At 72.9% G+C, this 22,777-nt stretch carries 17 protein-coding genes and 1 pseudogene; 5 read left to right on the top strand and 13 right to left on the bottom strand.

Annotated features, from left to right (window positions below):
* A pseudogene (locus tag IF99_RS0122155) lies at positions 1-105 on the top strand (ATP-binding protein); the annotation flags it as partial.
* A gap of 86 nt (positions 106-191) precedes the next feature.
* Here IF99_RS0122155 and IF99_RS0122150 read toward each other — a convergent pair.
* From IF99_RS0122150 to IF99_RS0122140, 3 genes are all read right to left on the bottom strand, one after another.
* The gene (locus IF99_RS0122150; protein WP_030998497.1) at positions 192-398 is read right to left on the bottom strand and encodes an acyl-CoA carboxylase epsilon subunit; all 207 of its coding nucleotides are present in this window, start codon (positions 396-398) and stop codon (positions 192-194) included.
* Between the two features lie 47 nt (positions 399-445).
* Positions 446-2,041 carry an acyl-CoA carboxylase subunit beta gene (locus tag IF99_RS0122145; protein WP_030998496.1) on the bottom strand — a complete coding sequence of 532 codons (1,596 nt, stop codon included), beginning with the start codon at positions 2,039-2,041 and terminating at the stop codon, positions 446-448.
* A 280-nt stretch (positions 2,042-2,321) separates the two neighbouring features.
* Complete coding sequence (locus IF99_RS0122140; protein ID WP_030998495.1) at positions 2,322-2,843, bottom strand: hypothetical protein; 522 nt, start codon at positions 2,841-2,843, stop codon at positions 2,322-2,324.
* A 320-nt stretch (positions 2,844-3,163) separates the two neighbouring features.
* Here IF99_RS0122140 and IF99_RS0122135 point away from each other — a divergent pair, with 320 nt between their 5' ends.
* Complete coding sequence (locus IF99_RS0122135; RefSeq protein ID WP_030998494.1) at positions 3,164-3,769, top strand: YceI family protein; 606 nt, start codon at positions 3,164-3,166, stop codon at positions 3,767-3,769.
* 233 nt (positions 3,770-4,002) lie between these two features.
* Here the strand turns inward: IF99_RS0122135 and IF99_RS0122130 are convergent, their stop codons facing one another.
* The 5 genes from IF99_RS0122130 to IF99_RS0122110 form a co-directional block, all read right to left on the bottom strand.
* A complete protein-coding gene (locus tag IF99_RS0122130) occupies positions 4,003-5,328 on the bottom strand; it encodes a hypothetical protein (protein ID WP_030998493.1) in 1,326 nt (441 codons plus the stop codon).
* 127 nt (positions 5,329-5,455) lie between these two features.
* Entirely contained in the window at positions 5,456-7,111 is a 1,656-nt protein-coding gene (gene cimA, locus IF99_RS0122125) for a citramalate synthase (protein WP_030998492.1), read from the bottom strand.
* Positions 7,112-7,483: 372 nt separating this feature from the next.
* A complete protein-coding gene (locus IF99_RS0122120; protein ID WP_030998491.1) occupies positions 7,484-8,809 on the bottom strand; it encodes an MFS transporter in 1,326 nt (441 codons plus the stop codon).
* Between the two features lie 93 nt (positions 8,810-8,902).
* The gene (locus IF99_RS0122115; protein ID WP_030998489.1) at positions 8,903-9,985 is read right to left on the bottom strand and encodes a branched-chain amino acid aminotransferase; all 1,083 of its coding nucleotides are present in this window, start codon (positions 9,983-9,985) and stop codon (positions 8,903-8,905) included.
* Between the two features lie 263 nt (positions 9,986-10,248).
* Positions 10,249-11,289, bottom strand: coding sequence for a 3-isopropylmalate dehydrogenase (locus IF99_RS0122110; protein WP_030998487.1), 1,041 nt, complete (start codon positions 11,287-11,289; stop codon positions 10,249-10,251).
* Positions 11,290-11,417: 128 nt separating this feature from the next.
* Between IF99_RS0122110 and IF99_RS0122105 the strand changes: the two genes are divergently transcribed.
* The gene (locus IF99_RS0122105; protein WP_030998485.1) at positions 11,418-13,004 is read left to right on the top strand and encodes a purple acid phosphatase family protein; all 1,587 of its coding nucleotides are present in this window, start codon (positions 11,418-11,420) and stop codon (positions 13,002-13,004) included.
* A gap of 174 nt (positions 13,005-13,178) precedes the next feature.
* Here IF99_RS0122105 and IF99_RS35490 read toward each other — a convergent pair whose 3' ends face one another.
* The 4 genes from IF99_RS35490 to IF99_RS0122085 all read right to left on the bottom strand — a co-directional run bounded on the left by IF99_RS35490 (position 13,179) and on the right by IF99_RS0122085 (position 18,595).
* Positions 13,179-13,310, bottom strand: coding sequence for a hypothetical protein (locus tag IF99_RS35490; protein WP_267882251.1), 132 nt, complete (start codon positions 13,308-13,310; stop codon positions 13,179-13,181).
* Positions 13,311-13,828: 518 nt separating this feature from the next.
* A complete protein-coding gene (locus IF99_RS0122095) occupies positions 13,829-15,655 on the bottom strand; it encodes an acyl-CoA dehydrogenase (protein WP_030998483.1) in 1,827 nt (608 codons plus the stop codon).
* Between the two features lie 248 nt (positions 15,656-15,903).
* Positions 15,904-17,535, bottom strand: coding sequence for an L-glutamate gamma-semialdehyde dehydrogenase (pruA, locus tag IF99_RS0122090; protein ID WP_030998481.1), 1,632 nt, complete (start codon positions 17,533-17,535; stop codon positions 15,904-15,906).
* 85 nt (positions 17,536-17,620) lie between these two features.
* Positions 17,621-18,595 carry a proline dehydrogenase family protein gene (locus IF99_RS0122085; protein WP_030998479.1) on the bottom strand — a complete coding sequence of 325 codons (975 nt, stop codon included), beginning with the start codon at positions 18,593-18,595 and terminating at the stop codon, positions 17,621-17,623.
* 252 nt (positions 18,596-18,847) lie between these two features.
* On the opposite strand from IF99_RS0122085, the gene IF99_RS0122080 reads away from it, so the two are divergent.
* Together IF99_RS0122080 and IF99_RS0122075 are read left to right on the top strand one after the other, a co-directional pair.
* Positions 18,848-19,978, top strand: coding sequence for a PucR family transcriptional regulator (locus tag IF99_RS0122080; protein ID WP_030998477.1), 1,131 nt, complete (start codon positions 18,848-18,850; stop codon positions 19,976-19,978).
* 161 nt (positions 19,979-20,139) lie between these two features.
* Complete coding sequence (locus IF99_RS0122075; RefSeq protein ID WP_030998475.1) at positions 20,140-20,547, top strand: hypothetical protein; 408 nt, start codon at positions 20,140-20,142, stop codon at positions 20,545-20,547.
* Positions 20,548-20,847: 300 nt separating this feature from the next.
* Here IF99_RS0122075 and serA read toward each other — a convergent pair whose 3' ends face one another.
* On the bottom strand, positions 20,848-22,443 hold the full coding sequence (serA, locus tag IF99_RS0122070) for a phosphoglycerate dehydrogenase (protein WP_030998473.1): 1,596 nt from the start codon (positions 22,441-22,443) through the stop codon (positions 20,848-20,850).
* Between the last annotated feature and the right edge of the window lie 334 nt (positions 22,444-22,777).

The following is a 22,777-nucleotide window of genomic DNA, read 5'->3' as shown; positions in this document are numbered from 1 at the left end:
GGACCCGACACCCCCATCATCACCACCGACGCCCGCCACCGCGCCGACGCCAAATCCGCCCTCATCACCCTCGTCGAACACGCCCTCATGGCCCGCCTGCGGTGATGAACCGCGCGCGAAAGGGCCCGTACTCCCGAGGAGTACGGGCCCTTTCGGCGTTCTCGGCGGCTCAGCGGCGCCGGCTATGCGGCTCAGCGCCAGCTGTGCGGGGCGTGGAAGCCGTTCTCGCGCTCCAGACGACGCCAGCCGGCGCGGGCGGAGCGGGGGGTGGTGGGCGCGGCGGCGGTCTCGGCGGCGCGGGCGAGGAGGACGGCGGTCAGGGCCGCGAGTTCCTCGGGCTCGGCGCTGCCCTTCTCGACGCGCAGGAGGCCGGGGTCGACGGTGACGGGCTCGCTCATGTCGTTCCGTTCTGCTTCGTAGGGGGTCGGGGTGGCCTCGGGGACGCTCACTGCGGCGGGTTGCCGTGCTTGCGCGAGGGGAGGTCGGCGTGCTTGGTGCGGAGCATCGCGAAGGAGGCGATGAGCACCTCGCGGGTCTCGGCGGGGTCGATGACGTCGTCCACGAGGCCGCGCTCGGCCGCGTAGTACGGGTGCATCAGCTCCGACCTGTACTCCTTGACCATCTTCTGCCGCATGGCTTCGGGGTCGTCGGCCGCGGCGATCTGGCGGCGGAAGATGACGTTCGCGGCGCCCTCGGCGCCCATGACGGCGATCTCGTTGGTGGGCCAGGCGTAGGTGAGGTCGGCGCCGATGGACTGGGAGTCCATGACGATGTAAGCACCTCCGTACGCCTTCCGCAGGATCAGCGAGATCCGGGGGACGGTCGCGTTGCAGTACGCGTAGAGGAGCTTCGCGCCGTGCCGGATGATGCCACCGTGCTCCTGGTCGACGCCCGGGAGGAAGCCGGGGACGTCCAGGAGGGTGAGGAGCGGGATGTTGAAGGCGTCGCACATCTGCACGAAGCGCGCGGCCTTCTCGCTCGCCTCGATGTCGAGGACTCCCGCGAGGGACTGCGGCTGGTTGGCGATGATGCCGACGACCTGGCCGTCGAGACGGCTCAGGGCGCAGATGATGTTGGTCGCCCAGCGCTCGTGGACCTCCAGGAACTCGCCGTCGTCGACGATCTCCTCGATGACCTTGCGCATGTCGTAGGGGCGGTTGCCGTCGGCGGGGACGAGGTCGAGGAGGACGTCGCCGCGGCGGTCCGCGGGGTCCTCGCTCTCGGCGGCCGGGGGCGTCTCGCGGTTGTTCTGCGGGAGCAGCGAGAGGAGGTAGCGGACCTCGGCGAGGCAGGTCTCCTCGTCGTCGTACGCGAAGTGGCAGACGCCGGAGGTCTCGGCGTGGACGTCGGCGCCGCCGAGCCCGTTCTGCGTGATCTCCTCGCCGGTGACGGCCTTGACGACGTCGGGGCCGGTGATGAACATCTGCGAGGTCTCGCGGACCATGAAGACGAAGTCGGTGAGCGCCGGGCTGTAGGCGGCGCCGCCCGCGCAGGGGCCGAGCATGACGGAGATCTGCGGGATGACGCCGGACGCCTTGGTGTTGCGCTGGAAGATGCCGCCGTAGCCCGCGAGCGCGGAGACGCCTTCCTGGATGCGGGCACCGGCGCCGTCGTTGAGCGAGACGAGCGGGGCCCCGGCCGCGATGGCCTTGTCCATGATCTTGTGGATCTTCTCGGCGTGGGCCTCGCCGAGGGCGCCGCCGAAGATCCGGAAGTCGTGCGCGTAGACGAAGACGGTACGTCCGTCCACGGTGCCCCAGCCGGTGATCACACCGTCCGTGTAGGGCTTCTTCGCCTCCAGGCCGAAGCCGGTGGCGCGGTGCCGCCGCAGTTGCTCGACCTCGTGGAAGGAGCCGGGGTCGAGGAGCAGCTCGATCCGCTCGCGCGCGGTGAGCTTCCCCTTGGCGTGCTGGGCCTCGGTGGCCCGGTCGCTGGGGCCTCGCAGCGCCTCGGCACGTACGGCGAGCAGTTCCGCCACACGGCCCTTGGCGTCCTTGGGCTCGTCCGGGGTCGCGTCCGGCGTCTCGTCCAAAACGGTCATGTAGCGACCATACGAAATCGGGCGCGGCAAAGGGTCCGTCGGGTCCGCACAGTCTCGCGCGGCATTTCCTGGTGTCCTTGCACAGAAACACGGGGAGGGGGCCGATCGTCCCCGCTCGGAGGGACACACCTCTTGTCGGGGTCCGACAAGAGGGGCCGACGACTTGGGGCGAGAGATGCGCCACAGGGGTGCGGCCTTGTCCGGTCCCGCCGCACGGGTTCCGGCCCACGCCGTACGCGGGGGGTGGCGCGCGCCCCGCGTACGGCGTGGGCGGTGCGGCTCAGCAGCCGCCGCAGGTCTTGAAGGTCACGTCCCAGTGGCTCCCCTCGTCGGCGTAGAGGTTGCCGGAGGCCGCCTGCCACTGCGGATAGCCGTCGCCGCGCAGGCCGATGTACGTGAACGTGTTCTGGACGTAACCGGTCAGGCACGTGTTCTTGCCGAAGTCGAGCTTGTAGCCGTTCCAGTGCGAGTACGTTCCCGAGGCGTGGCCCGTCTCGGTGCCACCGGTGATGTTGAGGGCGCAGCCCGAGGCGGACTTGAGCGTCTGGGCGCCCTGAGCGGTGGCGAGATTGAGCTGGTCGAAGGACGTACAGGTGGAGACGTCGCGGTTCGAGCAGCCGCCGGACGAGGACCACGTGATGCCGGAGGCGCTGAACATCGAGGTCGCGGTCGCGTGGCTGATCTTGTCGACGGCGAAGGCGGGGGCGGCGGCGAGCGCGCCGACGCCGGGGGCGAAGAGGGCGGCGCCGAGCAGGGCTCCGGTGGCGAGGAGGGAGCGCAGGCGGGGGGTGGAGGAGGGCAAGGCGGTCTCCTGTGCACGCGTCGGGTCATGGGGGTGGCGCGGTGGAGCAGGGGTGATGGTGCCGCACGGAGCGGCCGGGGCGCCAGAGGGCCTCAGGGGCCGGCTTCACTCCGCCGGGTGCGTGCCGGGTGCCGGGCGGGACGGGGAAGCGTGACCATGGAGCGCGGTTCCTCATGTATCCGCGCGGGCACTCCTCGCTAGCAGTTGAACTTTGAACGGAATGGGTCTACTGTCGGTGTTATTGAAAGTTCAACTTTCCGCGGAGTGCGGAACCGGGCTTTCGACCTCTTTCGTCCCCCTTCGTTTTCCAAGGAGCAACCATGGGTCTCTTCGGCCGCAAGAACGAGAACACCGCCCCCGCCGAGGCCGCCGCCGTCAGCCCCGACCTCGCCGCCCTGACCGGTGACTACACGATCGACCCGGTGCACTCGACGCTCGGCTTCTCGGCGCGCCACGCCATGGTCACCAACGTGAAGGGCTCTTTCAAGGACTTCGAGGGCACGCTGCACCTCGACGGCGCCGACCCCGCGCGCTCTAGCGCCTCGCTCGACGTCAAGCTCGACAGCGTCGACACGGGCGCGCCCGACCGTGACGGTCATCTCAAGAGCGCCGACTTCTTCGACGTCGAGAACCACCCGCTGATGACCTTCCGCTCGACCTCCGCCGAGGCCCTCGGCGGCGACGAGTACCGCATCACGGGCGACCTCACGATCCACGGCACGACCAAGCCGCTCTCGATCGACCTGGAGTTCAACGGTTCCGCCAAGGACCCCTTCGGCAACGAGCGCGTCGGCTTCGAGGGCAAGGCGGAGATCCTGCGCTCGGCGTGGGGCCTCACGTACAACGCCGCCCTGGAGACCGGTGGTGTGCTCGTCTCGGACAAGATCAAGCTGACGCTGGAGATCTCGGCGATCAAGAACGCGTGAGCGACGCGGGGCCGCCCCGCTTCCCTGCCCCGGTGCCCCTCTCGGCGCCCTCCGGCCCGGCCGGAGGACGGCGAGGGGGGCATCGTCGTGCCCGTGCACGGCGGGGCGGAGGAGGCGCGCAGCGGCGCGGGTGGCGTGGGCGGGGGGCGGCTCGTGAGCGCGAGGCGGCGGGCGCCGGAGCCCCGGCCGTGGCCGGGGGCGGGGCTCCTCAGGCCCCGGCGCGGCGTGGGGGCTCAGGCCGGGGCGTGGTGGGGCAGGCCCGCGGCCAGGGGGGTGCCGGTGAGGAGGGCGGGAGCGAGGTCCTCGCCGTACCAGCCGACAGCCCAGGGCCCCCACCAGGCGGGGTCGGCCTCCCAGTAGGGGCGGCGCCCCAGGACGGTGGGGACGGTGCGCGCCGCGGGGGCCTCGCCGGCGCGCAGGAGCGCGGCGTCGGCGGCGCAGACGGGGACGGGACGCGGCGCGGCGCCGGGCGGGGCCCAGATCACGTCGTGCGCCGAAGGACCGTGGCCCGGGTCGAAGAAGCAGGGGGGCCGGCGAGCGGGGACCGGGACGCCCGCGCGGCGGGCGCGCAGGGTCGCGAGGCTGTGGCCGCCCTCCGCCAGGGCACGCGTGACGGGGCGCAGATCGGCGGGCACGAGCACGGCGGCGAGGAGGGAACGGGCCTGGTCGAGGGCGTCGAGAGCGCGCTCGTGGTCGGCGCGGCGGATGTCGTCCGCGCCGGGTTCGGCGGGATGGAAGTCGAGCCCTTCGAGTCGCGCCGTGAACGCGGCGAGGTCCTCCTCGGCGGCGGCGCGCAGTCGGTCGAGCACGTCGGCGCGGGCGCGCTCACGCCGGTTCCGGCGGCGGCGCAGCACCACCCAGGTCCCCGCGAGGACGAGGACGAGGGCCCCGGAGACGAGAAGGGCCGGGATCAGCGGACCGCTGCCGTCGCCCGCGGTGAGGCCCCAGGAGGCGGGGGCCGCGCCGCGCGCGGAGCGCAGCGTGAGCCGTACGAAGGCGTCGAGCTGGCGCGGCAGGGCCCGCCCGCGCACCGCCGAGACGGCGCGGCGCACCGTCTCGGCGGGCAGGACCGCGGCGTCGGCGCGCGCGTCCAGGGTGTCGCCGAGGCGTACCGCGTAGACCCCGGCGATGCCCGTCGACCGCCGCAACTCGTCGAGGAGTCGCCCAGCGCCGCTGCCGCCCGGCAGCACGGCGATGAAGACGGCGCGGTCGCCGTCCTCGATGCGCCGTTCCAGCGCCCGCTCCCCCGCCTTCGAGAACTGGGCGCGCATCGCGGGGTCCACGTACACCGGATCGGCGCGCAGGGCCCGCGCGACGGACCGCACCCCGGCGTCCGCCGCCGGGGCCGCCGGGGCGGCCGCGAGGACGGCGCCGAGGGCGAGCAGGAGGCTGAGGAGCGGCACGAGCAGCCGGGGCCCCACGGGGGCACGGCGCCCCGGCGGGGCCGGGACCACGGGGATGCGGGGCCCGCGCGCGGCCGACGCCGCGGGGGGACGGGCGGGGGCGGGGGCGACCGGCCGGAGAGCGACCGCGGGGCGGCCCGGCCTGATCTGGTTCATGCGTTCGACGCTAGCCGAGGGGGAGCCCCGGGCCGAGCGGCAAAAGCTTCCTTTTACACCTTGCGGCCCGGGTCTTTTCCCTCGTCCACCCGTGCGGGTCACTCCTCACCCGCGCACGGTCCCCGCCTCACTCGGACGGGGTGACCCCCGCGCGCAGCAGCCCGTACGTGTAGGCGTCCTCCAGGGCCTGCCACGAGGCGGCGATCACGTTGTCGGCGACGCCCACCGTGGACCACTCCGTGACGCCGTCGCCCGTGGAGATGAGGACGCGCGTCGTGGACTCGGTGCCGTGGCGGCCCTCCAGGATGCGCACCTTGTAGTCGGTGAGGCGGAAGCCGGCCAGCTCGGGGTGGATGCGCTCCAGGGCGACGCGCAGCGCGCGGTCGAGCGCGTTGACGGGGCCGTTGCCCTCGGCGGTCGCGACGAGGCGCTCGCCCTTGGCCCACAGCTTCACGGTCGCCTCGTTGGCGTGGCTGCCGTCGGGGCGGTTTTCGACGATGGCCCGCCAGGACTCCGTGCGGAAGAAGCGCGGCGCGCGGCCCTCGGCCTCGGTGCGCAGCAGGAGTTCGAAGGAGGCGTCGGCCGCCTCGTAGCTGTAGCCCTTGAGTTCGTGCTCCTTGACCCGCGCGACGACGCGGCCGACGAGTTCCCTGTCGCCCGACAGGTCGATGCCGAGTTCCTTGCCCTTCAGCTCGACGGAGGCACGACCGGCCATGTCGGAGACGAGCATGCGCAGCCGGTTGCCGACGAGTTCGGGCTCGATGTGCTGGTAGAGCGCGGGATCGACCTTGATCGCGGAGGCGTGGAGGCCGCCCTTGTGCGCGAAGGCGGAGACGCCGACGTAGGGCTGGTGCGTCGCGGGGGTGAGGTTCACGACCTCGGCGATGGCGTGCGAGATGCGCGTCATCTCCCGCAGCGCGCCCTCGGGGAGCACCTTGCGCCCGTACTTCAGCTCCAGCGCGGCGACGACGGGGAAGAGGTTGGCGTTGCCGACGCGTTCGCCGTAGCCGTTCGCGGTGCCCTGGACGTGGGTCGCGCCGGCGTCGACGGCGGCGAGGGTGTTGGCGACGGCGCAGCCCGTGTCGTCCTGCGCGTGGATGCCGAGGCGCGCGCCGGTGTCGGCGAGGACGGTCTGCACGATCGCGCCGATCTGCGCGGGCAGCATCCCGCCGTTGGTGTCGCAGAGCACGACGACGTCGGCGCCCGCCTCGTGCGCGGTGCGGACGACGGCCTTGGCGTAGGCGGGGTTCTCGCGGTAGCCGTCGAAGAAGTGCTCGCAGTCGAGGAAGACGCGGCGTCCCTGGGCGCGCAGGTGCGCGACGGTGTCGGCGATCATCGCGAGGTTCTCGTCGAGCGTCGTGCGCAGGGCGAGTTCGACGTGGCGGTCGTGGGACTTGGCGACGAGCGTGATGACGGGGGCGCCCGAGTCGAGGAGGGCCTGGACCTGCGCGTCGTCGGCGGCCTTGGTGTGCGCGCGGCGGGTGGAGCCGAAGGCGACGAGCTGGGCGTGCCGGAAGGGGACCTCCTCCTGGACGCGGGCGAAGAACTCGGTGTCGCGCGGGTTGGCTCCCGGCCAGCCGCCCTCGATGAAGCCGACGCCGAAGTCGTCGAGGTGGCGGGCGATGGTGAGCTTGTCGGCGACGGTGAGGTTGATGCCCTCGCGCTGGGCACCGTCGCGCAGGGTCGTGTCGAAGACATGGAAGTCACGGGCGACGGCGGCGTCGGCGGTGGGAGCCCCGCCGGGAGTGGGGGCCGTCCCCTGGGCTTCGGGCGTTGCGGTCATGGGCTGCTTGCTCCTGTGGGAATCGGAAAGGGGGCTGCGTGGTGGCTCCGTCGCCTCTCCACTCGCTCGCTCCGTCGGCCGGCCGGGTGGGGCCGGAAACGAAAAAGACCCCTCGCGGGTGCGAGAGGTCTGCGCGCGGGTCCGAGGCTCGGTGGCCGTGACCGCGAAGGGTGGTTCGCGGGTCAGCGGCCACGAAGGACCGGCGCGCTGCGGCCGATAATCATGGCGCGAACGAGCATGGAGGCAGTCTGCCACAGCGGCGCGCCCGGGTGGAGGGGGCGTCTCAGGATGCGGGCCGCGGGCCGCTCGCGGCGGCTTCGCGCACGGCCCGGGGGCTCTCCGGGCCGGTTCCGTACGCGGCGCCGGGCCCTTTCAGGCCGGTTCCGTGCGCCGCGCGGGGGCCGGGTCCGGGGCGGGTTCGGGGGTGACGTGGGTCAGGTCCAGGTCGCGGGTCTCGCGCATCGTCACGTACACGACGAGCGAGACGGCGGCGCAGCCCGCGACGTACCAGGCGAAGCCGCTCTCGACGCCTGCGTTCTTGAACCACAGCGCGACGTACTCGGCCGTGCCGCCGAACGCGGCGTTCGCGAGGGCGTAGGGGAGGGCGACGCCGAGGGCGCGGACACCCGTGGGGAAGAGTTCCGCCTTCACGCACGCGTTGATCGAGGTGTAGCCCGTCACGAGGACCAGGGCCACCAGGGAGAGGCCGAGGGCGGGCCAGAACGTCTTCGCGTGGGCGAGCAGGGTGAGGAGGGGGACGGTCAGGAAGGTCGAGCCGACCGCGAAGCCGATGAGCAGCGGGCGCCTGCCGACGCGGTCCGAGAGCGCCCCGGCGAGCGGCTGGAGCGCCGCGAAGACGAGGAGCGCGACGAGCGAGACGAGCGTCGCCGTCCGCTTCGGCAGCCCGGCGGTGTTCGAGAGGTACTTGGTGAGGTACGTCGTGTACGTGTAGTACGCGACCGTGCCGCCCGTCGTGAGCGCGACGACCAGCAGCGCCTCGCGCTTGTGGCGCAGCAGCGCGCGGAGGGTGCCCCTGTCCCCCGTCCCCGCGTCGGCCTCGTACACCTCCGTCTCCAGCATCGAGCGGCGCAGCCAGAAGACGACGCCCGCGCCGAGCGCGCCCACGGCGAAGGGCACGCGCCAGCCCCAGGCGTGCAGCGCGGCGTCGCTGAGCGTGTGCTGGAGCAGGAGGAGCAGGGCGAGGCCGAGGATCTGGCCCAGCGTCATCGAGACGTACTGGAAGCTCGACGCGAAGCCGCGGCGGCGCGGGTCGGCCGCCTCCGTGAGGTATGTCGCGCTCGCCGCGTACTCGCCGCCGACCGAGAGCCCCTGGAGCAGTCGCGCGAGGAGGAGGACGACCGCGCCGCCGTAGCCCGCGACGTCGTACGGGGGTGCGACGGCGATGAGGACCGCCGACGCCGACATGAGCGAGACCGTGAGGGTCAGCGCCGCCTTGCGTCCCCTGCGGTCGCCGACGCGGCCGAGGAGCCAGCCGCCGACGGGGCGCATGAAGAAGCCGACCGCGAAGATGCCCGCGGTGTTCATGAGTTGTGCCGTCGCGTCGCCCTTCGGGAAGAAGGCGCCCGCGAAGTACGTCGCGAAGCTCGCGTAGACGAACCAGTCGAACCACTCGACCATGTTCCCGGCCGAACCGGCCCAGATCTTCTTCCAGTGCTGCTGACCCCGCTGTCGCTCCATGCGGGAACGGTGCCCAGAGGCAAGGGGCGTCATCCAGGATGACGCCCCTTGCTCACAGCCTGTTCACGGCGGGAAGATTTCGCCGGGACACGGTCAGCCCAGCTCGTGCATCCAGCCGTGCGTGTCCTCGGCCGCGCCGGACTGGAGGTTCAGGAGCGCCTCGCGCAGCCGCATCGTGACGGTGCCGGGGGTGCCGTCGCCCTGGGTCCACTCGGCGCCCGCGGACTTGACCGTGCCGACCGGCGTGATGACGGCCGCCGTTCCGCACGCGAAGACCTCGGTGAGGCGCCCCTCCTCGGTGTCGCGCCTCCACTCCTCGGTCGAGAGGCGGCGCTCCTCGGCGGTGTAGCCGAGGTCGCGGGCGAGCGTGAGGAGCGAGTCGCGCGTGATGCCCGGGAGCAGGGAGCCGCTCAGTTCGGGCGTGACGATGTGGTCGCCGTAGACGAAGTAGAGGTTCATGCCGCCCATCTCCTCGACCCAGCGGTGCTCCACCGCGTCGAGCCAGACGACCTGGTCGCAGCCCTTGGCCGCGGCCTCGGCCTGCGCGACGAGCGAGGCGGCGTAGTTGCCGCCGGTCTTCGCCGCGCCCGTGCCGCCCTTGACGGCGCGCACGTAGTCCTCGGAGAGCCAGACCGAGACGGGCTGGACGCCGCCGGGGAAGTAGGCGCCGGCGGGCGAGGCGATGACGACGAAGAGGTACTCGTCGGCGGGCCGGACGCCGAGCCCGACCTCCGTGGCGATCATGAAGGGGCGCAGGTAGAGGCTGGCCTCGCCGTGCGGGGGGACCCATGCCTTGTCCTGGCGCACGAGCGCGTCGCACGCGGCGACGAAGGTCTCGACGGGCAGTTCGGGCATCGCGAGCCGGCGCGCGGAGCGCTGGAAGCGCTCGGCGTTCGCCTCGGGCCGGAACGTCGCGACGGAGCCGTCGGGGCGGCGGTACGCCTTGAGGCCCTCGAAGATCGTCTGCGCGTAGTGCAGCGTCATGTTCGCGGGGTCGAGCGAGAGCGGCGCGTAGGGGACGAGCTGGGCCTCGTGCCAGCCGCGGCCCTCGGTCCACTTGATCGTCACCATGTGGTCGGTGAAGTACCGGCCGAAGCCCGGGGCGGTGAGGATCGCCTCGCGCTCGGCGTCGGAGAGGGGCGTTGCGGTGGGCTTCAGCTCGATCGTCGGCGTCATGACTCTTCCTTCACGTTCTCGTCTGGGTCGTAGGACGTCCGAGCATCGTGCGATGTCGCGGCCCCGTGTCCGATTATCGCTCCCCCGCTCGAACAGCGGAACGGGGCGGGCGCGGAATCAGGGCGCGGAGGGCGGGACGCCGCACGGGCCACGCGCCCCCGGACGCACCACAGCCGCCGGGCGGTGGTGCGCGGCCCGGCGGCTGTGGTGCTCGGTGGAGCGGGGTGGTACGGCCCCGTTTTCGTACGGTCGTACCTGCCGGGTCAGCCGGCTACTCGGGCGGCGAGGGCGTCGCCGATCTCCTCGGTGGTGCGGGGCGAGCCGTCGCGGGCCGCGAGGTCGGCCGTGACGGCCTCCTCGACGCGCGCCGCCTCGGTCTCGTAGCCGAGGTGCCGCAGCAGGAGCGCGACGGAGAGGATCGTGGCCGTGGGGTCGGCCTTGCCCTGCCCGGCGATGTCGGGTGCGGAGCCGTGGACCGGCTCGAACATCGAGGGGAAGGCGCCGCTCGGGTTGATGTTCCCCGAGGCTGCGAGGCCGATGCCGCCGGTGACGGCGGCGGCGAGGTCGGTGAGGATGTCGCCGAAGAGGTTGTCGGTGACGATGACGTCGAAGCGCTCGGGCTGCGTGACGAGGAAGATCGTCGCGGCGTCGACGTGCAGGTAGTCGGTGCTGACCTCGGGGTACTCGGCCGCGACCTTGTCGAAGGTGTTCTTCCACAGGTGGCCCGCGTGGACGAGCACGTTGTTCTTGTGGACGAGCGTGAGCTTCTTGCGCGGGCGGGCCTGGGCGCGGGCGAAGGCGTCGCGGACGACGCGCTCGACGCCGTACGCCGTGTTGACGCTGACCTCGGTGGCGATCTCGGCGGGCGTGCCGGTGCGCAGCGAGCCGCCGTTGCCCGTGTACGGGCCCTCGGTGCCCTCGCGGACGACGACGAAGTCGATCTCGGGGCTGCCCGCGAGCGGCGTCGGCGTGTTCGGGAAGAGGCGCGAGGGCCGCAGGTTGATGAAGTGGTCGAACGCGAAGCGGAGCTTGAGGAGCAGCCCGCGCTCCAGGACCCCCGAGGGCACCGAGGGATCGCCGATCGCGCCCAGGAGGATCGCGTCGTGCGAGGCCAGCGCTTCGAGCTCCGCGTCCGGGAGGGTCTCCCCCGTGCGGTGCCAGCGCTGGGCGCCGAGGTCGTACTCCTTGGTCTCCAGCTTGGCGTCCTGCGGGAGGACGGCGCCCAGGACCTTCAGGCCCTGCGACACGACCTCGGGGCCGATGCCGTCACCGGAAATGACTGCGAGATTGATGCTGCGCGACATGCGGGCACCGTACTCCTCGTCCCACTGCATGACACACCGCGTCCATCATGCGGACACATTGCCGTCCGGTCGCGTCGCGGACACCTGTACGCCACACCTGGGCCATGCGCGGGTGGGACCTTCCGGTCATGGAGACACCACGGGTCGGCATCCCCGACCACCTCGCTTCCCGGATGACGATGCCCGAGCAGCACGAGTACTTGCGCCGCAAGCTGACGCGGCGTTCGGCGCTGCGCGCGGGCACCGTCACGGCGGGCGCCGTCGCGGGCTTCGGTGTGCTCGGCGGCAGCGCGAACGCCGCGCATCCCGTCGCGGCGCCTCCCCCCACCCCGTCGCCCGCCTTCCTGCCGTCCTCCGCCGCGTCCCGCGTCGACGGCTCGCTCGTCGCCCCGTTCGCGCGCCACCTCGCCTTCGGCGCCGACCCGCGCACGCAGATGACGGTGAGCTGGCAGGTGCCGCTGCCGGTCAAGCGGCCCTTCCTGCGCGTCGGCACGCGTCCGTGGGACCTCAGCCGGAAGATCGAGGCGGAGGTACGGGCGCTGCACACCCCCGCGCTCACCTCGAAGCTCCCGGCCGTGGACCAGTACTACCTGCACGTCGGGCTGGAACGCCTGCGCCCGGACACGACGTACTACTACGGCGTCGGCCACACCGGCTTCGACCCGGCCGACCCCCGCAACATCGGCACGATCGGCAGCTTCCGCACGGCGCCCGCGCGCCCGGAGTCGTTCACCTTCACCGCCTTCGGCGACCAGGGCGTCTCCTACGACGCGCTCGCCAACGACGCGCTGATCCTCGGCCAGAACCCCTCCTTCCACCTGCACGCGGGCGACATCTGCTACGCGGACAGCAGCGGTCAGGGCAAGGAGGGCGACACCTACGACGCCCGCGTGTGGGACCAGTTCCTCGCGCAGACCGAGTCGGTCGCGTCCAAGGTGCCGTGGATGGTCACGACGGGCAACCACGACATGGAGGCGTGGTACTCGCCGAACGGCTACGGCGGGCAGAACGCGCGCTGGTCGCTGCCGAAGGGCGGGCTCGACGCCGAGAAGTCGCCCGGCGTCTACTCCTTCGTCTACGGCAACGTCGGCGTCGTCGCGCTCGACGCCAACGACGTGAGCCTGGAGATCAGGGCGAACACCGGGTACACGGGCGGCGCGCAGACGAAGTGGCTGGAGAGGAAGCTCAAGGAACTGCGCGCGCGTCGCGACATCGACTTCGTCGTGGTCTTCTTCCACCACTGCGCCTTCTCGACGACGAACGCGCACGCCTCGGACGGCGGCGTGCGCGACGCGTGGGTGCCGCTCTTCGACAGGTACCGCGTCGATCTCGTCGTCAACGGCCACAACCACGTCTACGAGCGCACCGACGCGCTGCGCGGCGGGCGGATCGCGCGCACCGTGCCGGTCGGCGAATCGGTCTCGTCGACCCGCGACGGCATCGTCTACGTGACGGCCGGCGGCGCGGGCAAGGCGCTCTACGACTTCCCGGCGCCCGACTCGTACGAGGGGCACGAGCACCACGTCGACTCCGTGGCCTCGTACCACTGGACGGAGGCGGGGAAGGCGAGCGAGGCGGTCGAGTGGTCGCGCGTGCGGTACACGGGCTTCTCGTTCCTCGCGGTGCGGGTGACGACCGGGGCGCGACCGCGCCTGGAGGTCACGGCGCTCGCGGAGACGGGTGAGCGCGTGGACCACTTCACGATCACGCGCTGAACCGGCGCGCCGCCGCGAAGGTGCCGGCCGGCCCGCGTCCTCGCGGGCCGGCCGGGCGACCGGCGGCTCCCGGTGGCGTATGTGTACCAGCTGCGCGGCGGTACGGGGAGGGGGCGGCGCCGCGTCGGTGCGCGGCGCGGCCCGGCGACATGCCCGCGCGGGGGCGAGGTCGCGTCAGTGGCCCGTCTGGCCGCCGTTGTCGCGACGGTCGAGGGCGCGCTGGAGCGCGGCGGCGGCGTTGCGGCGCTCGGCCTCGCTGCGCGGGGCGGAGTGGCGGACTCGGCGGACGGTCGTCTCTGCGGCCATGAGGATCGACTCCTTGCAGGTCCAGGTCCACGGGTGACCCGTGGGCGGTGGGGGGCACGCCGGTCAGGTCCGCGCCGGGGCGCGGCCGGTCGGGCGTGAGGGATGGACTGGGGCGACGGGGACCCGGAGGGCCGGGCACTCCGGCGGGAAGCCGGGGTACGGGGACCACGGGGTGCGCGCCGTCCGGGGCGGGGACCGGGCCCGCAGGGTTCGCCTGCGCGGGGCCACGGCACACGACCGCCTTCGCCAGGTCGGGCGAGAACAGTCCGGCTCCTACAAAGCTAGGGCAGCGCGGCGTCGCTGTCTCTACAATTACTCGGACTTCCTACTATCTGAGACGGCTTCGGCGCCCGCGCCACGCCGCGCGCGCCGGAGCCGCCCGCCTCACCGCTCCCCCGGACGGGGTGCGGGGGGCCGGTCGCGGCCTGCCGAACCGGCCGGGGCTCGCAGAGCGGCCGGGTGCCGCGTGCCGCTCGCGGTCCTCCTACCGGCCGGGGCCCCGGAAGCGGTCCGAGGTCTCAGAACCAGTCGGGTTCCATGTCGGCCGCCGTCGTGTCGAGGCTTTCGAGGAGCGCGAACTGCGGCGCCGTGCGGGGCAGCTCGTAGCGGAAGAAGTACCGCGCGGCGGCCCGCTTGCCCGCGTAGAAGCTCCCCTCGCCCGCGCTCGCCGCGAGGAGCTGTTCGAGCCAGATCCAGGCGAGGACGACGTGCCCGGCCGCCTCCAGGTAGACGGAGGCGTTGGCGAGGGCCGTGCGCGGGTCGCCGCTCTCCCACAGGCGCGCCGTCACGGCGCCGAGCCGCGCCGCCGCCTCGCGCAGGGACGTCGCGTACGTCGCGGCGTCGCCGCCCGCCGACGCCGCGCGGCGCGCCGTGTCCTCGATACGGCCGAGCAGGAGGCGCAGCGCGGCGCCGTCCCTCATGACCGCCTTGCGGCCGAGGAGGTCGAGGCCGTGGATGCCGTGGGTGCCCTCGTGGATGGGGTTGAGGCGGTTGTCGCGGTAGAACTGCTCGACGTCGTACTCGCGCGTGTAGCCGTAGCCGCCGTGCACCTGGATGGCGAGGCTGTTCGCCTCCAGGCACCACTGGGACGGCCAGCTCTTGGCGATCGGCGTGAGGATGTCGAGGAGCAGTCCGGCCTCCTCGCGCGCGGTGCGCTCGGGCGCGGTGCGCTGCTCGTCGACGAGGCGAGCGCAGTAGAGCGTGAGGGCGAGCGCGCCCTCCACGTACGCCTTCTGCGCGAGGAGCATGCGGCGCACGTCGGTGTGCTCGATGATCGGGACCTGCGGCGTTTCGGGGTCCTTCGCTGCGACGGGGCGGCCCTGGGGGCGCGTGCGCGCGTAGTCGAGCGCGTGCAGGTAGCCGGTGTAGCCGAGGGCTGTCGCGCCGAGGCCGACACCGATGCGGGCCTCGTTCATCATGTGGAACATGTACGCGAGGCCCTTGTTCTCCTCGCCGACGAGGTGGCCGACCGCGCCCGGCTCCCCGCCGGGGCGGTGCGCGCCCTCGCCGAAGTTGAGGAGGGTGTTGGTCGTGCCCCGGTAGCCCATCTTGTGGTTGAGCCCGGCGAGCACGACGTCGTTGCGCGCGCCGATGCCGCCGTCCTCGTCCACGAGGTACTTGGGCACGACGAAGAGCGAGAGGCCCTTGACCCCCGCCGGGCCGTCCGGGGTACGGGCGAGGACGAGGTGGACGATGTTCTCGGTCAGCTCGTGGTCGCCGCCCGAGATCCACATCTTGTTGCCGAAGAGGCGGTACGTGCCGCCCCCGGCGTGCTCGGCGCGGGTGCGGACGTCCGCGAGCGAGGAACCGGCCTGCGGCTCGGAGAGGCACATCGTGCCGAACCAGCGGCCCTCGGCCATGGGCCGCACGAAGGTCTCGACCTGTTCCCTGCTGCCGTGCGCGAGGAGGAGGTTCGCGTTGCCGACGGTGAGGAAGGGGTACGCGGACGTGCCGACGTTCGCGGCCTGGAACCACGCGAAGCACGCGTCCGTGACGACGCGCGGGAGCTGCATCCCGCCGACCGAGGCGTCGAGCCCCGCGCTCGTGAGCCCCGCCTCGGCGAAGACCTTCAGCGCCTCGCCCACCTCGGGGACGAGGTGGACGCGCTCGCCGTCGAAGGTCGGCTCGTGCGCGTCGCCGAGCTTGTTGTGGGGCGCGAAGTGGCGAGCGGCGAGGGTCTCGCTCAGGTCGAGCACCGCGTCGAACGTCGCGCGGTCGTGCTCGGCGTAGCGCGCGCGGGCGGTCAGGTCCTCGACGTGGAGCCACTCGTACAGGAGGAAGCTCAGGTCCCTGCGGGACAGGAGCAGGGAGCCGCTCTTCTCGGCGGTCTTCGCGTTCTTCGCCATGGTCCTCTCCGGGGCTGCGCGGTGCGGCACGGGGTACGGCCGCTCGCGCCATACTAAGCGGACGCTTAGCCCCGTGGACAGGGGTGGCGCGGATGGGGTGCGGGGCGGCAAGGGCGCCTTGGCCCGCCCCCGGACACGGCACCGCCCCCGGCCGGTACGAGCACCGGGGCCGGGGGCGGGGGCGAGGGGCGCGACGGGCCCGGACGGGGACCGGCGCGCGGGGACGGGCCTGGGGCCCGGGCGGGGTGTCAGCCCATGTGGGGGTAGGTGTAGTCGGTCGGCGAGACCAGCGCGTCCTTGATCGCGCGGGTGAGCGTCCAGCGCTGGAGGTTCTGCGGGGCCCCGGCCTTGTCGTTGGTGCCGGAGGCGCGGCCGCCGCCGAAGGGCTGCTGGCCGACGACGGCGCCGGTCGACTTGTCGTTGATGTAGAAGTTGCCGGCCGCGTAGCGGAGCTTGTCCATCGTGAGGGCGGCGGCGGCACGGTCGTTCGCGATGACCGAACCGGTCAGGGCGTAGTCCGAGACCGACTCCATCTGGTCGAGCATGGCCTCGTACTGGTCGTCCTCGTAGACGTGCACGGCGAGGATCGGGCCGAAGTACTCGGTCGTGAAGACCTCGTTCTCCGGGTCGGCGCACTCGATGACGGTCGGGCGCACGAAGTAGCCGACGGAGTCGTCGTACGTGCCGCCCGCGACGATCGTGCAGGTGGCGTCGGCCTTGGCTCGGTCGATCGCGGCCTTGTTCTTCGCGAAGGCGCGCTCGTCGATGACGGCGCCGATGAAGTTCTTGAAGTCGGTGACGTCGCCCATGGCGATGCCGTCGACCTCGGCCGCGAACTCCTCCTTGAAGCCGTCGTTCCAGATCGAGGCGGGAATGTACGCGCGCGACGTCGCGGAGCACTTCTGGCCCTGGTACTCGAAGGCGCCGCGCGTCAGCGCGGTCTTGAGCACGGCGCGGTCGGCGCTCGGGTGGGCGACGAGGAAGTCCTTGCCGCCGGTCTCGCCGACGAGGCGCGGGTAGGCGCGGTACTTCTCGATGTTGGTGCCGACCGTCTTCCACAGGTGCTGGAAGGTCTTGGTGGAACCGGTGAAGTGGATGCCCGCGAGGTCGCGGTGGTTCAGCGCGACGTCCGAGACGGCGATGCCGTCGCCCGTGACGAGGTTGATGACGCCCTGGGGCAGCCCCGCCTCCTCCAGGAGCCGCATCATGAGGACGGCGGCGTGGGTCTGGGTCGGGGAGGGCTTCCACACGACGACGTTGCCCATGAGCGCGGGTGCGGTCGGCAGGTTGAGCGCGATGGCCGTGAAGTTGAACGGCGTGATCGCGTAGACGAAGCCTTCGAGCGGCCGGTGGTCCATGCGGTTCCACACGGTCGGCGAGTTCGCCGGGGGCTGCTCGGCGAGGATCTGGCGCGCGTAGTGCACGTTGAAGCGCCAGAAGTCGACCAGCTCGCACGGCGCGTCGATCTCGGCCTGCTGCGCGGTCTTGCCCTGGCCGAGCATGACCGAGGCGGCGATGGTCTCGCGCCAGGGGCCCGAGAGCAGGTCGGCGGCGCGCAGGAGGATCGCGGCGCGGTCGTCGAAGGACATCGCGCGCCACGCCGGGGCGGCGGCGAGCGCGGCGTCGATCGCGTCCTGCGCGTCCTGCCGCGTCGCGCCGCGGCCCGTCCCGATGACGGAGGCGTGGGCGTGCGGCTGGACGACGCGGAACTCCTCGCCACCGCCGAGGCGCTTGACGCCCCCGATGGTCATGGGGAGCTCGATCGGGTTCTCGGCCAGCTCCTTGAGCTTGGTCTCCAGGCGGGCGCGCTCGGGGCTGCCGGGCGCGTAGCCGTGGACGGGCTCGTTGTAGGGGGCGGGGACCTGGGTCACAGCGTCCATCGTGTCCGTTCTCCTTGGGGTCGGGGGGTGCGCGGTGCGGGGGCCGCCGCGCGGGCGGTGCCGGGCGAGGACGGAGCCCCGGTCCTCAGTTCTTGGTGAGGACCGAGCGCAGGAAGAAGAGCAGGTTGGCGGGCTTCTCGGCGAGGCGCCGCATGAAGTAGCCGTACCAGTCGGTGCCGTACGCGGTGTAGACGCGCATGCGGTGGCCCTCGCGGGCGAGCCGTACGTGCTCCTCGGAGCGGATGCCGTACAGCATCTGGAACTCGAAGTCGCCGGGCTTGCGGCCCGCGCGGCGCGCCAGTTCCTGCGCGATCTCCACGATACGGGGGTCGTGCGAACCGACCATGGGGTAGCCGTCGCCCTCCATGAGGACGCGCAGGACGCGGATGTACGCCTTGTCGATCTCCGCCTTCTCCTGGTACGCGACCGAGGCGGGCTCCTTGTAGGCGCCCTTCACGAGGCGGACGCGGCTGCCCGCCGCGGCGAGGCGGCGCGCGTCGTCCTCGGTGCGGAAGAGGTACGCCTGGATGACGCAGCCGGTCTGCGGGAAGTCCTTCCGCAGTTCCTCGTGGATCGCGAACATCGAGTCCAGCGTCGTGTGGTCCTCGGCGTCGAGCGTGACGGTGGTGCCGATCGCGGCGGCGGCCTCGACGACCGGGCGCACGTTGGCGAGGGCCAGCTCGTGGCCGCTCCGGAAGGCGGGCGCGGAGCCACCGCCACCGGGGGTGGCGGCGGGCGCGGGGAGGGACTGGCCGAACATCGAGAGCTTGACGGACATCTCGGCGCGGGTGCCGAGGTCGAGGACCTTGAGGTGCTCGATCAGCTCCAGGTAGGCGTCGCGCGCGGCGGCGGCCTGCTCGGGCGTCGTGATGTCCTCGCCGACGACGTCCATCGTCAGCTCCAGGCCCCTGCTGGTGGCGTCGACGATGATCGGGACGATCTGGTCGACGGTCTCGCCGGGGATGAAGCGGTTCACGACCGGCTTGGTGACGGGCGCGGCCGAGACGACGCGGCGCAGCCGGTCGCTGCGCGACGCGGCGAGGATCACGGGACCCAGCACGGGGACCTCCACGATGCGGACGGGCGCCTCCCCCGCCGGGCGGGGTGGGGAAAGCGGGTCGAGGGCCTGTCGCGGGGGAAGCGACAGGTGCTGCCGGTGTGCGCACGTCCCCTGGGGGACAGGGACACACCGCAGTCACTGCCGATTCTCGGGACCCCGCACCGCGTATGCCATCGACACCTGTCACGCATCCCCCTTCCGCTTCTCAGACATTTGTATGAAAAGGCAGGGCGGACGCGCGACAATGGCGGGGTGAAGGCCGATTACCAGGAACTCGTGGACGAGATCTCCGCCCTGCTCGGTGCCCCGGCGACGCTGGAGGACAAGGACTTCGGGCTCATCGCCTTCGGCGCCCACGACAGCGGCCCCGAGGACGCGCTCGACCAGGTGCGGACCCGCACGATCCTCACGCGCACCTCGTCCGCCGCCGTCCGGGCGTGGTTCGAGGGCTTCGGCATCGCGCGCGCGACAGGCCCCGTGCGCATCCCCGCCGCGCCGGAGGCGGGCGTCCTGCGCGACCGCGTCTGCCTCCCGGTGCGGCACGGCGGGACGGTGTACGGCTACGTGTGGCTGCTCGACAGCGCGCACGGGCCCACCGCGTCGCGGCTCGCCTCGGCGATGCAGGTCGCCGACCGGATCGGTGAGCTGCTCGCCGACGAGGCGACGGCGGAGGACGCCGCGACACGCGAGTTCCGGCGCGCCGTGACGACGACGACCGACTGGGAGCGCGACACGGCGCTCGCCGCGCTCCGCGCCGCGCTCGGTCCGCACGCCGACGACCTCTACACCGTGGTCTGCGTCGTGCCGTGGCCCGCCGAGGAGCCGCCGCCCGCGCGGCGGGTGCCGGGCACGGCGGCGGCGTGCGTGCTGCCGACGGCCGGCGGCGGACGGCGCCTCGCGGTGCTCGTACGGGTACGGACCGGGACAGGCGTCCCGGCCTCGGTGCTCTCCGCGGCGGGTCAGCTCGCGGCGGGCGCGGCGGCGGGCGTGGGCGCGCCGCGTCGCGGGCCCGCCGAGGTGCCGGAGCTGTGGCGGGAGGCCGCGGCGGCGGCGCGCGCGGCGGCGGCCGAACCGGTGCTGGGCCCGGTCGCGCAGTGGTCCGCCCTCGGCCCGTACCGCCTCCTGACCGCGCTCCCACCCGGCGCGGCGCACGACCCTGTTCTGCGCGACCTCCTCTCCCCCGCGCACGCGGAGCTCGCCCGCACCGTCGAGGTCTTCCTGGACCACGCGGGCCAGGCCGGCCGCACGGCGGCGGCCCTCGGCATCCACCGTCAGACGCTGTACTACCGGCTCTCCCGGGTGGAACAGCTGACGGGCCTCGACCTGGACGACGGGGAGCACCGGCTGCTGCTGCACATGGGGGTGAAGGCGGCGCGGTTGTGAGGGGTGGGGGGAAGGCCCGCACTGGTGAGGGCCGGGTGCGGTGGCGGGAGTCGCGGGGGTGAAAGGGGCGGGAGCGCCCCGTTGGGGCGTCCGGGTGGCGCGCGGGGCGTGCACGCCGCATCCGCTCCCCCGCCGGTCACTTTGTCAGGTCATATACATCCATGACGGAAGGTGATGTCGCCGCAGCCCTCGCCGGCTCCGCGCCCGGCCCCGGTCGTGTCGTGGACCGCCTCGCCGAGGGCCTCGCCGCGCGCGGCGTGGCGCTCGCGGGCGCCCGGGTCCTCCTGCTCGGTCTCCTGGAGCACCGTGGGAACGGGGCGCACCCTGCGCCGCCGCTCGCCGCCCTCCTGCACGCGGCGGGCGCGCTCGTGCGCGCCGTGGCGCCGCGCGCCGCGACCTCCGCCCACCCGGCCGGGCTTCTGTGCGTCCCCCTGACGGCGCGCGAGCTGTCCGAGGCCGACGCCGTCGTCCTTCTGGCCGCGCCCGGGGACCCGGAGCGCGTGCTCGTGGACCGCTGGGCGGCGTACGTGCTCGACGCGCGGACAGGTGCGGGTACGCCGCGTACCTGACGTCGCCGCGAACCGTCGTCCGTGCCCGGCGGGTACCTCTGGCCGGCGGGGGCGCGGGAGACGCGCTGCCGCCACTGCCGGAAGACGCGTGGTCCGCGCCCTCGCGGCCCGCGAGAGTTCGCCTCCCCCGTACCCGCCTTCGGACCCCGCGCGAGTTCCCGCGCACGTCGAAGGGCCCGCTCCCCCGCCGCCGTCGGGCGGGAGGAAGCGGGCCCTTGGCGCTCCGTGCGGGAGGCGCGCCATGAGGGAGGCGCTCCGCGCGGGAGGCGCATCGCCGTGGGGCGGCGCCTCCCGGCCGGGTCAGGTCAGGTTGACCGCCCGCGCCGATGTCGCGCCGGTCTCCTGGGCGACCTCCGCGAGGACGTCCGCGGGGACCGAGTCGTCGACCGTGAGGACGGCGAGTGCCTCGCCGCCCTCCTCGGCGCGCGAGACCTGCATCCCCGCGATGTTGATGCCGGACTCGCCGAGGACGCGGCCCACCGTGCCGACGACGCCGGGACGGTCGGCGTAGCGCAGCACGACCATGTGGTCGGCGAGGGCGAGGTCGACGGTGTGCTCGCCGATCGCGACGATCTTCTGGAGGTGCTTGGGACCGGCCAGGGTGCCCGAGACCGCGACCTCGCCGCCGTCGCCGAGGGTGCCGCGCACCGTCACGAGGTTGCGGTGGTCGGGGGACTCCGAACTCGTGGTCAGACGGACCTCGACGCCGCGCTCCTGCGCGAAGAGCGGCGCGTTGACGTACGACACGGTCTCCGCCACCACGTCCTCGAAGACGCCCTTGAGCGCCGAGAGTTCGAGCACCTTGACGTCGTGCTGCGTGATCTCGCCGTAGACCTCGACGTCGAGGCGGACGGCGACCTCGCCCGCGAGCGCGGTGAAGATGCGGCCGAGGCGCTCGGCGAGCGGCAGGCCCGGCTTGACGTCCTCGGCGATGACGCCGCCCTGCACGTTGACCGCGTCGGGGACGAGTTCACCCGCGAGCGCGAGGCGCACGGACTTCGCGACGGCGATGCCGGCCTTCTCCTGGGCCTCGTCGGTCGAGGCGCCGAGGTGCGGGGTGCACACGACCTGGTCGAACTGGAAGAGCGGCGAGTCGGTGCACGGCTCCTTGGTGTACACGTCGAGCCCGGCGCCCGCGACACGGCCTTCCTTGAGCGCGGAGGCGAGCGCCTCCTCGTCGACGATGCCGCCGCGCGCGGCGTTGACGATGCGGACCGAGGGCTTGACCTTGTGCAGCGCCTCCTCGCCGATGAGACCGAGCGTCTCGGGGGTCTTGGGGAGGTGCACGGTGATGAAGTCCGCGACTTCGAGCAGCTCGTCGAGGGTGAGGAGCTTGACGCCCATCTGCGCGGCGCGCGCGGGCTGCACGTAGGGGTCGTACGCGACGACCTTCATGCCGAAGGCGGACATGCGCTGCGCGACGAGGACACCGATGCGGCCGAGGCCGACGACGCCGAGGGTCTTCTCGGCCAGCTCGACGCCCGTGTACTTCGAGCGCTTCCACTCGCCGCCCTTGAGCGCCTGGCTCGCCTGCGGGATGTTGCGCGCCGTGGCGATGAGGAGCCCGCAGGCCAGTTCGGCCGCGGTCACGATGTTCGAGGTGGGGGCGTTGACGACCATGACGCCGGCCTTGGTGGCGGCCGAGACGTCGACGTTGTCGAGGCCGACGCCCGCGCGGGCGACGACCTTGAGTTTCGGCGCCGCCGCCACGGCCTCGGCGTCGATCTTCGTCGCCGAGCGGATCAGCACCGCGTCGACCTCGGCGAGGGCCGGCAGGAGCTGGGACCGGTCGGCGCCGTCGCAGTGACGGATCTCGAAGTCGGGGCCGAGGGCGTCGACCGTGGCGGGGCTGAGTTCCTCGGCGATCAGTACGACAGGCTTGTCTTGCGCGCTCACGTGTGTCCTCACAAGTCCTATGCGGACGGCCGTCCCGACGGCCGCATGCGGTGGAGGGGGTTCTGGCCGCGTGGAAGACGCACGACACTGTGGGCCTGACGCGTATGGAAGTGCAGTGTAGTGGTGCACCGGGGGGCTCAATCCGCCCGTACGGAGGGTTCACCCGTTCGGGACCGGACTACGTGTCCATAGCACGCATGTCCGCTCCGGATGCCTCGCGCCGGGCCGCGCTCCTCCCGCGCGCCCCCGTGCTCCCCCTGTTTTCTTTCCGTCTTCACCCCGCGACGCGGGGGCCGGTCGCCCGGCCCCCGCGTCGTCACGCCCGCCCTGCGGC

Origin of the sequence: Streptomyces sp. NRRL F-5630 (genome assembly GCF_000719475.1) — a bacterium.
Taxonomy (GTDB): Bacteria; Actinomycetota; Actinomycetes; order Streptomycetales; family Streptomycetaceae; genus Streptomyces.
Note: the sequence above shows the minus strand (reverse complement) of the source record. Positions and strands in the feature narration are given on the sequence as shown.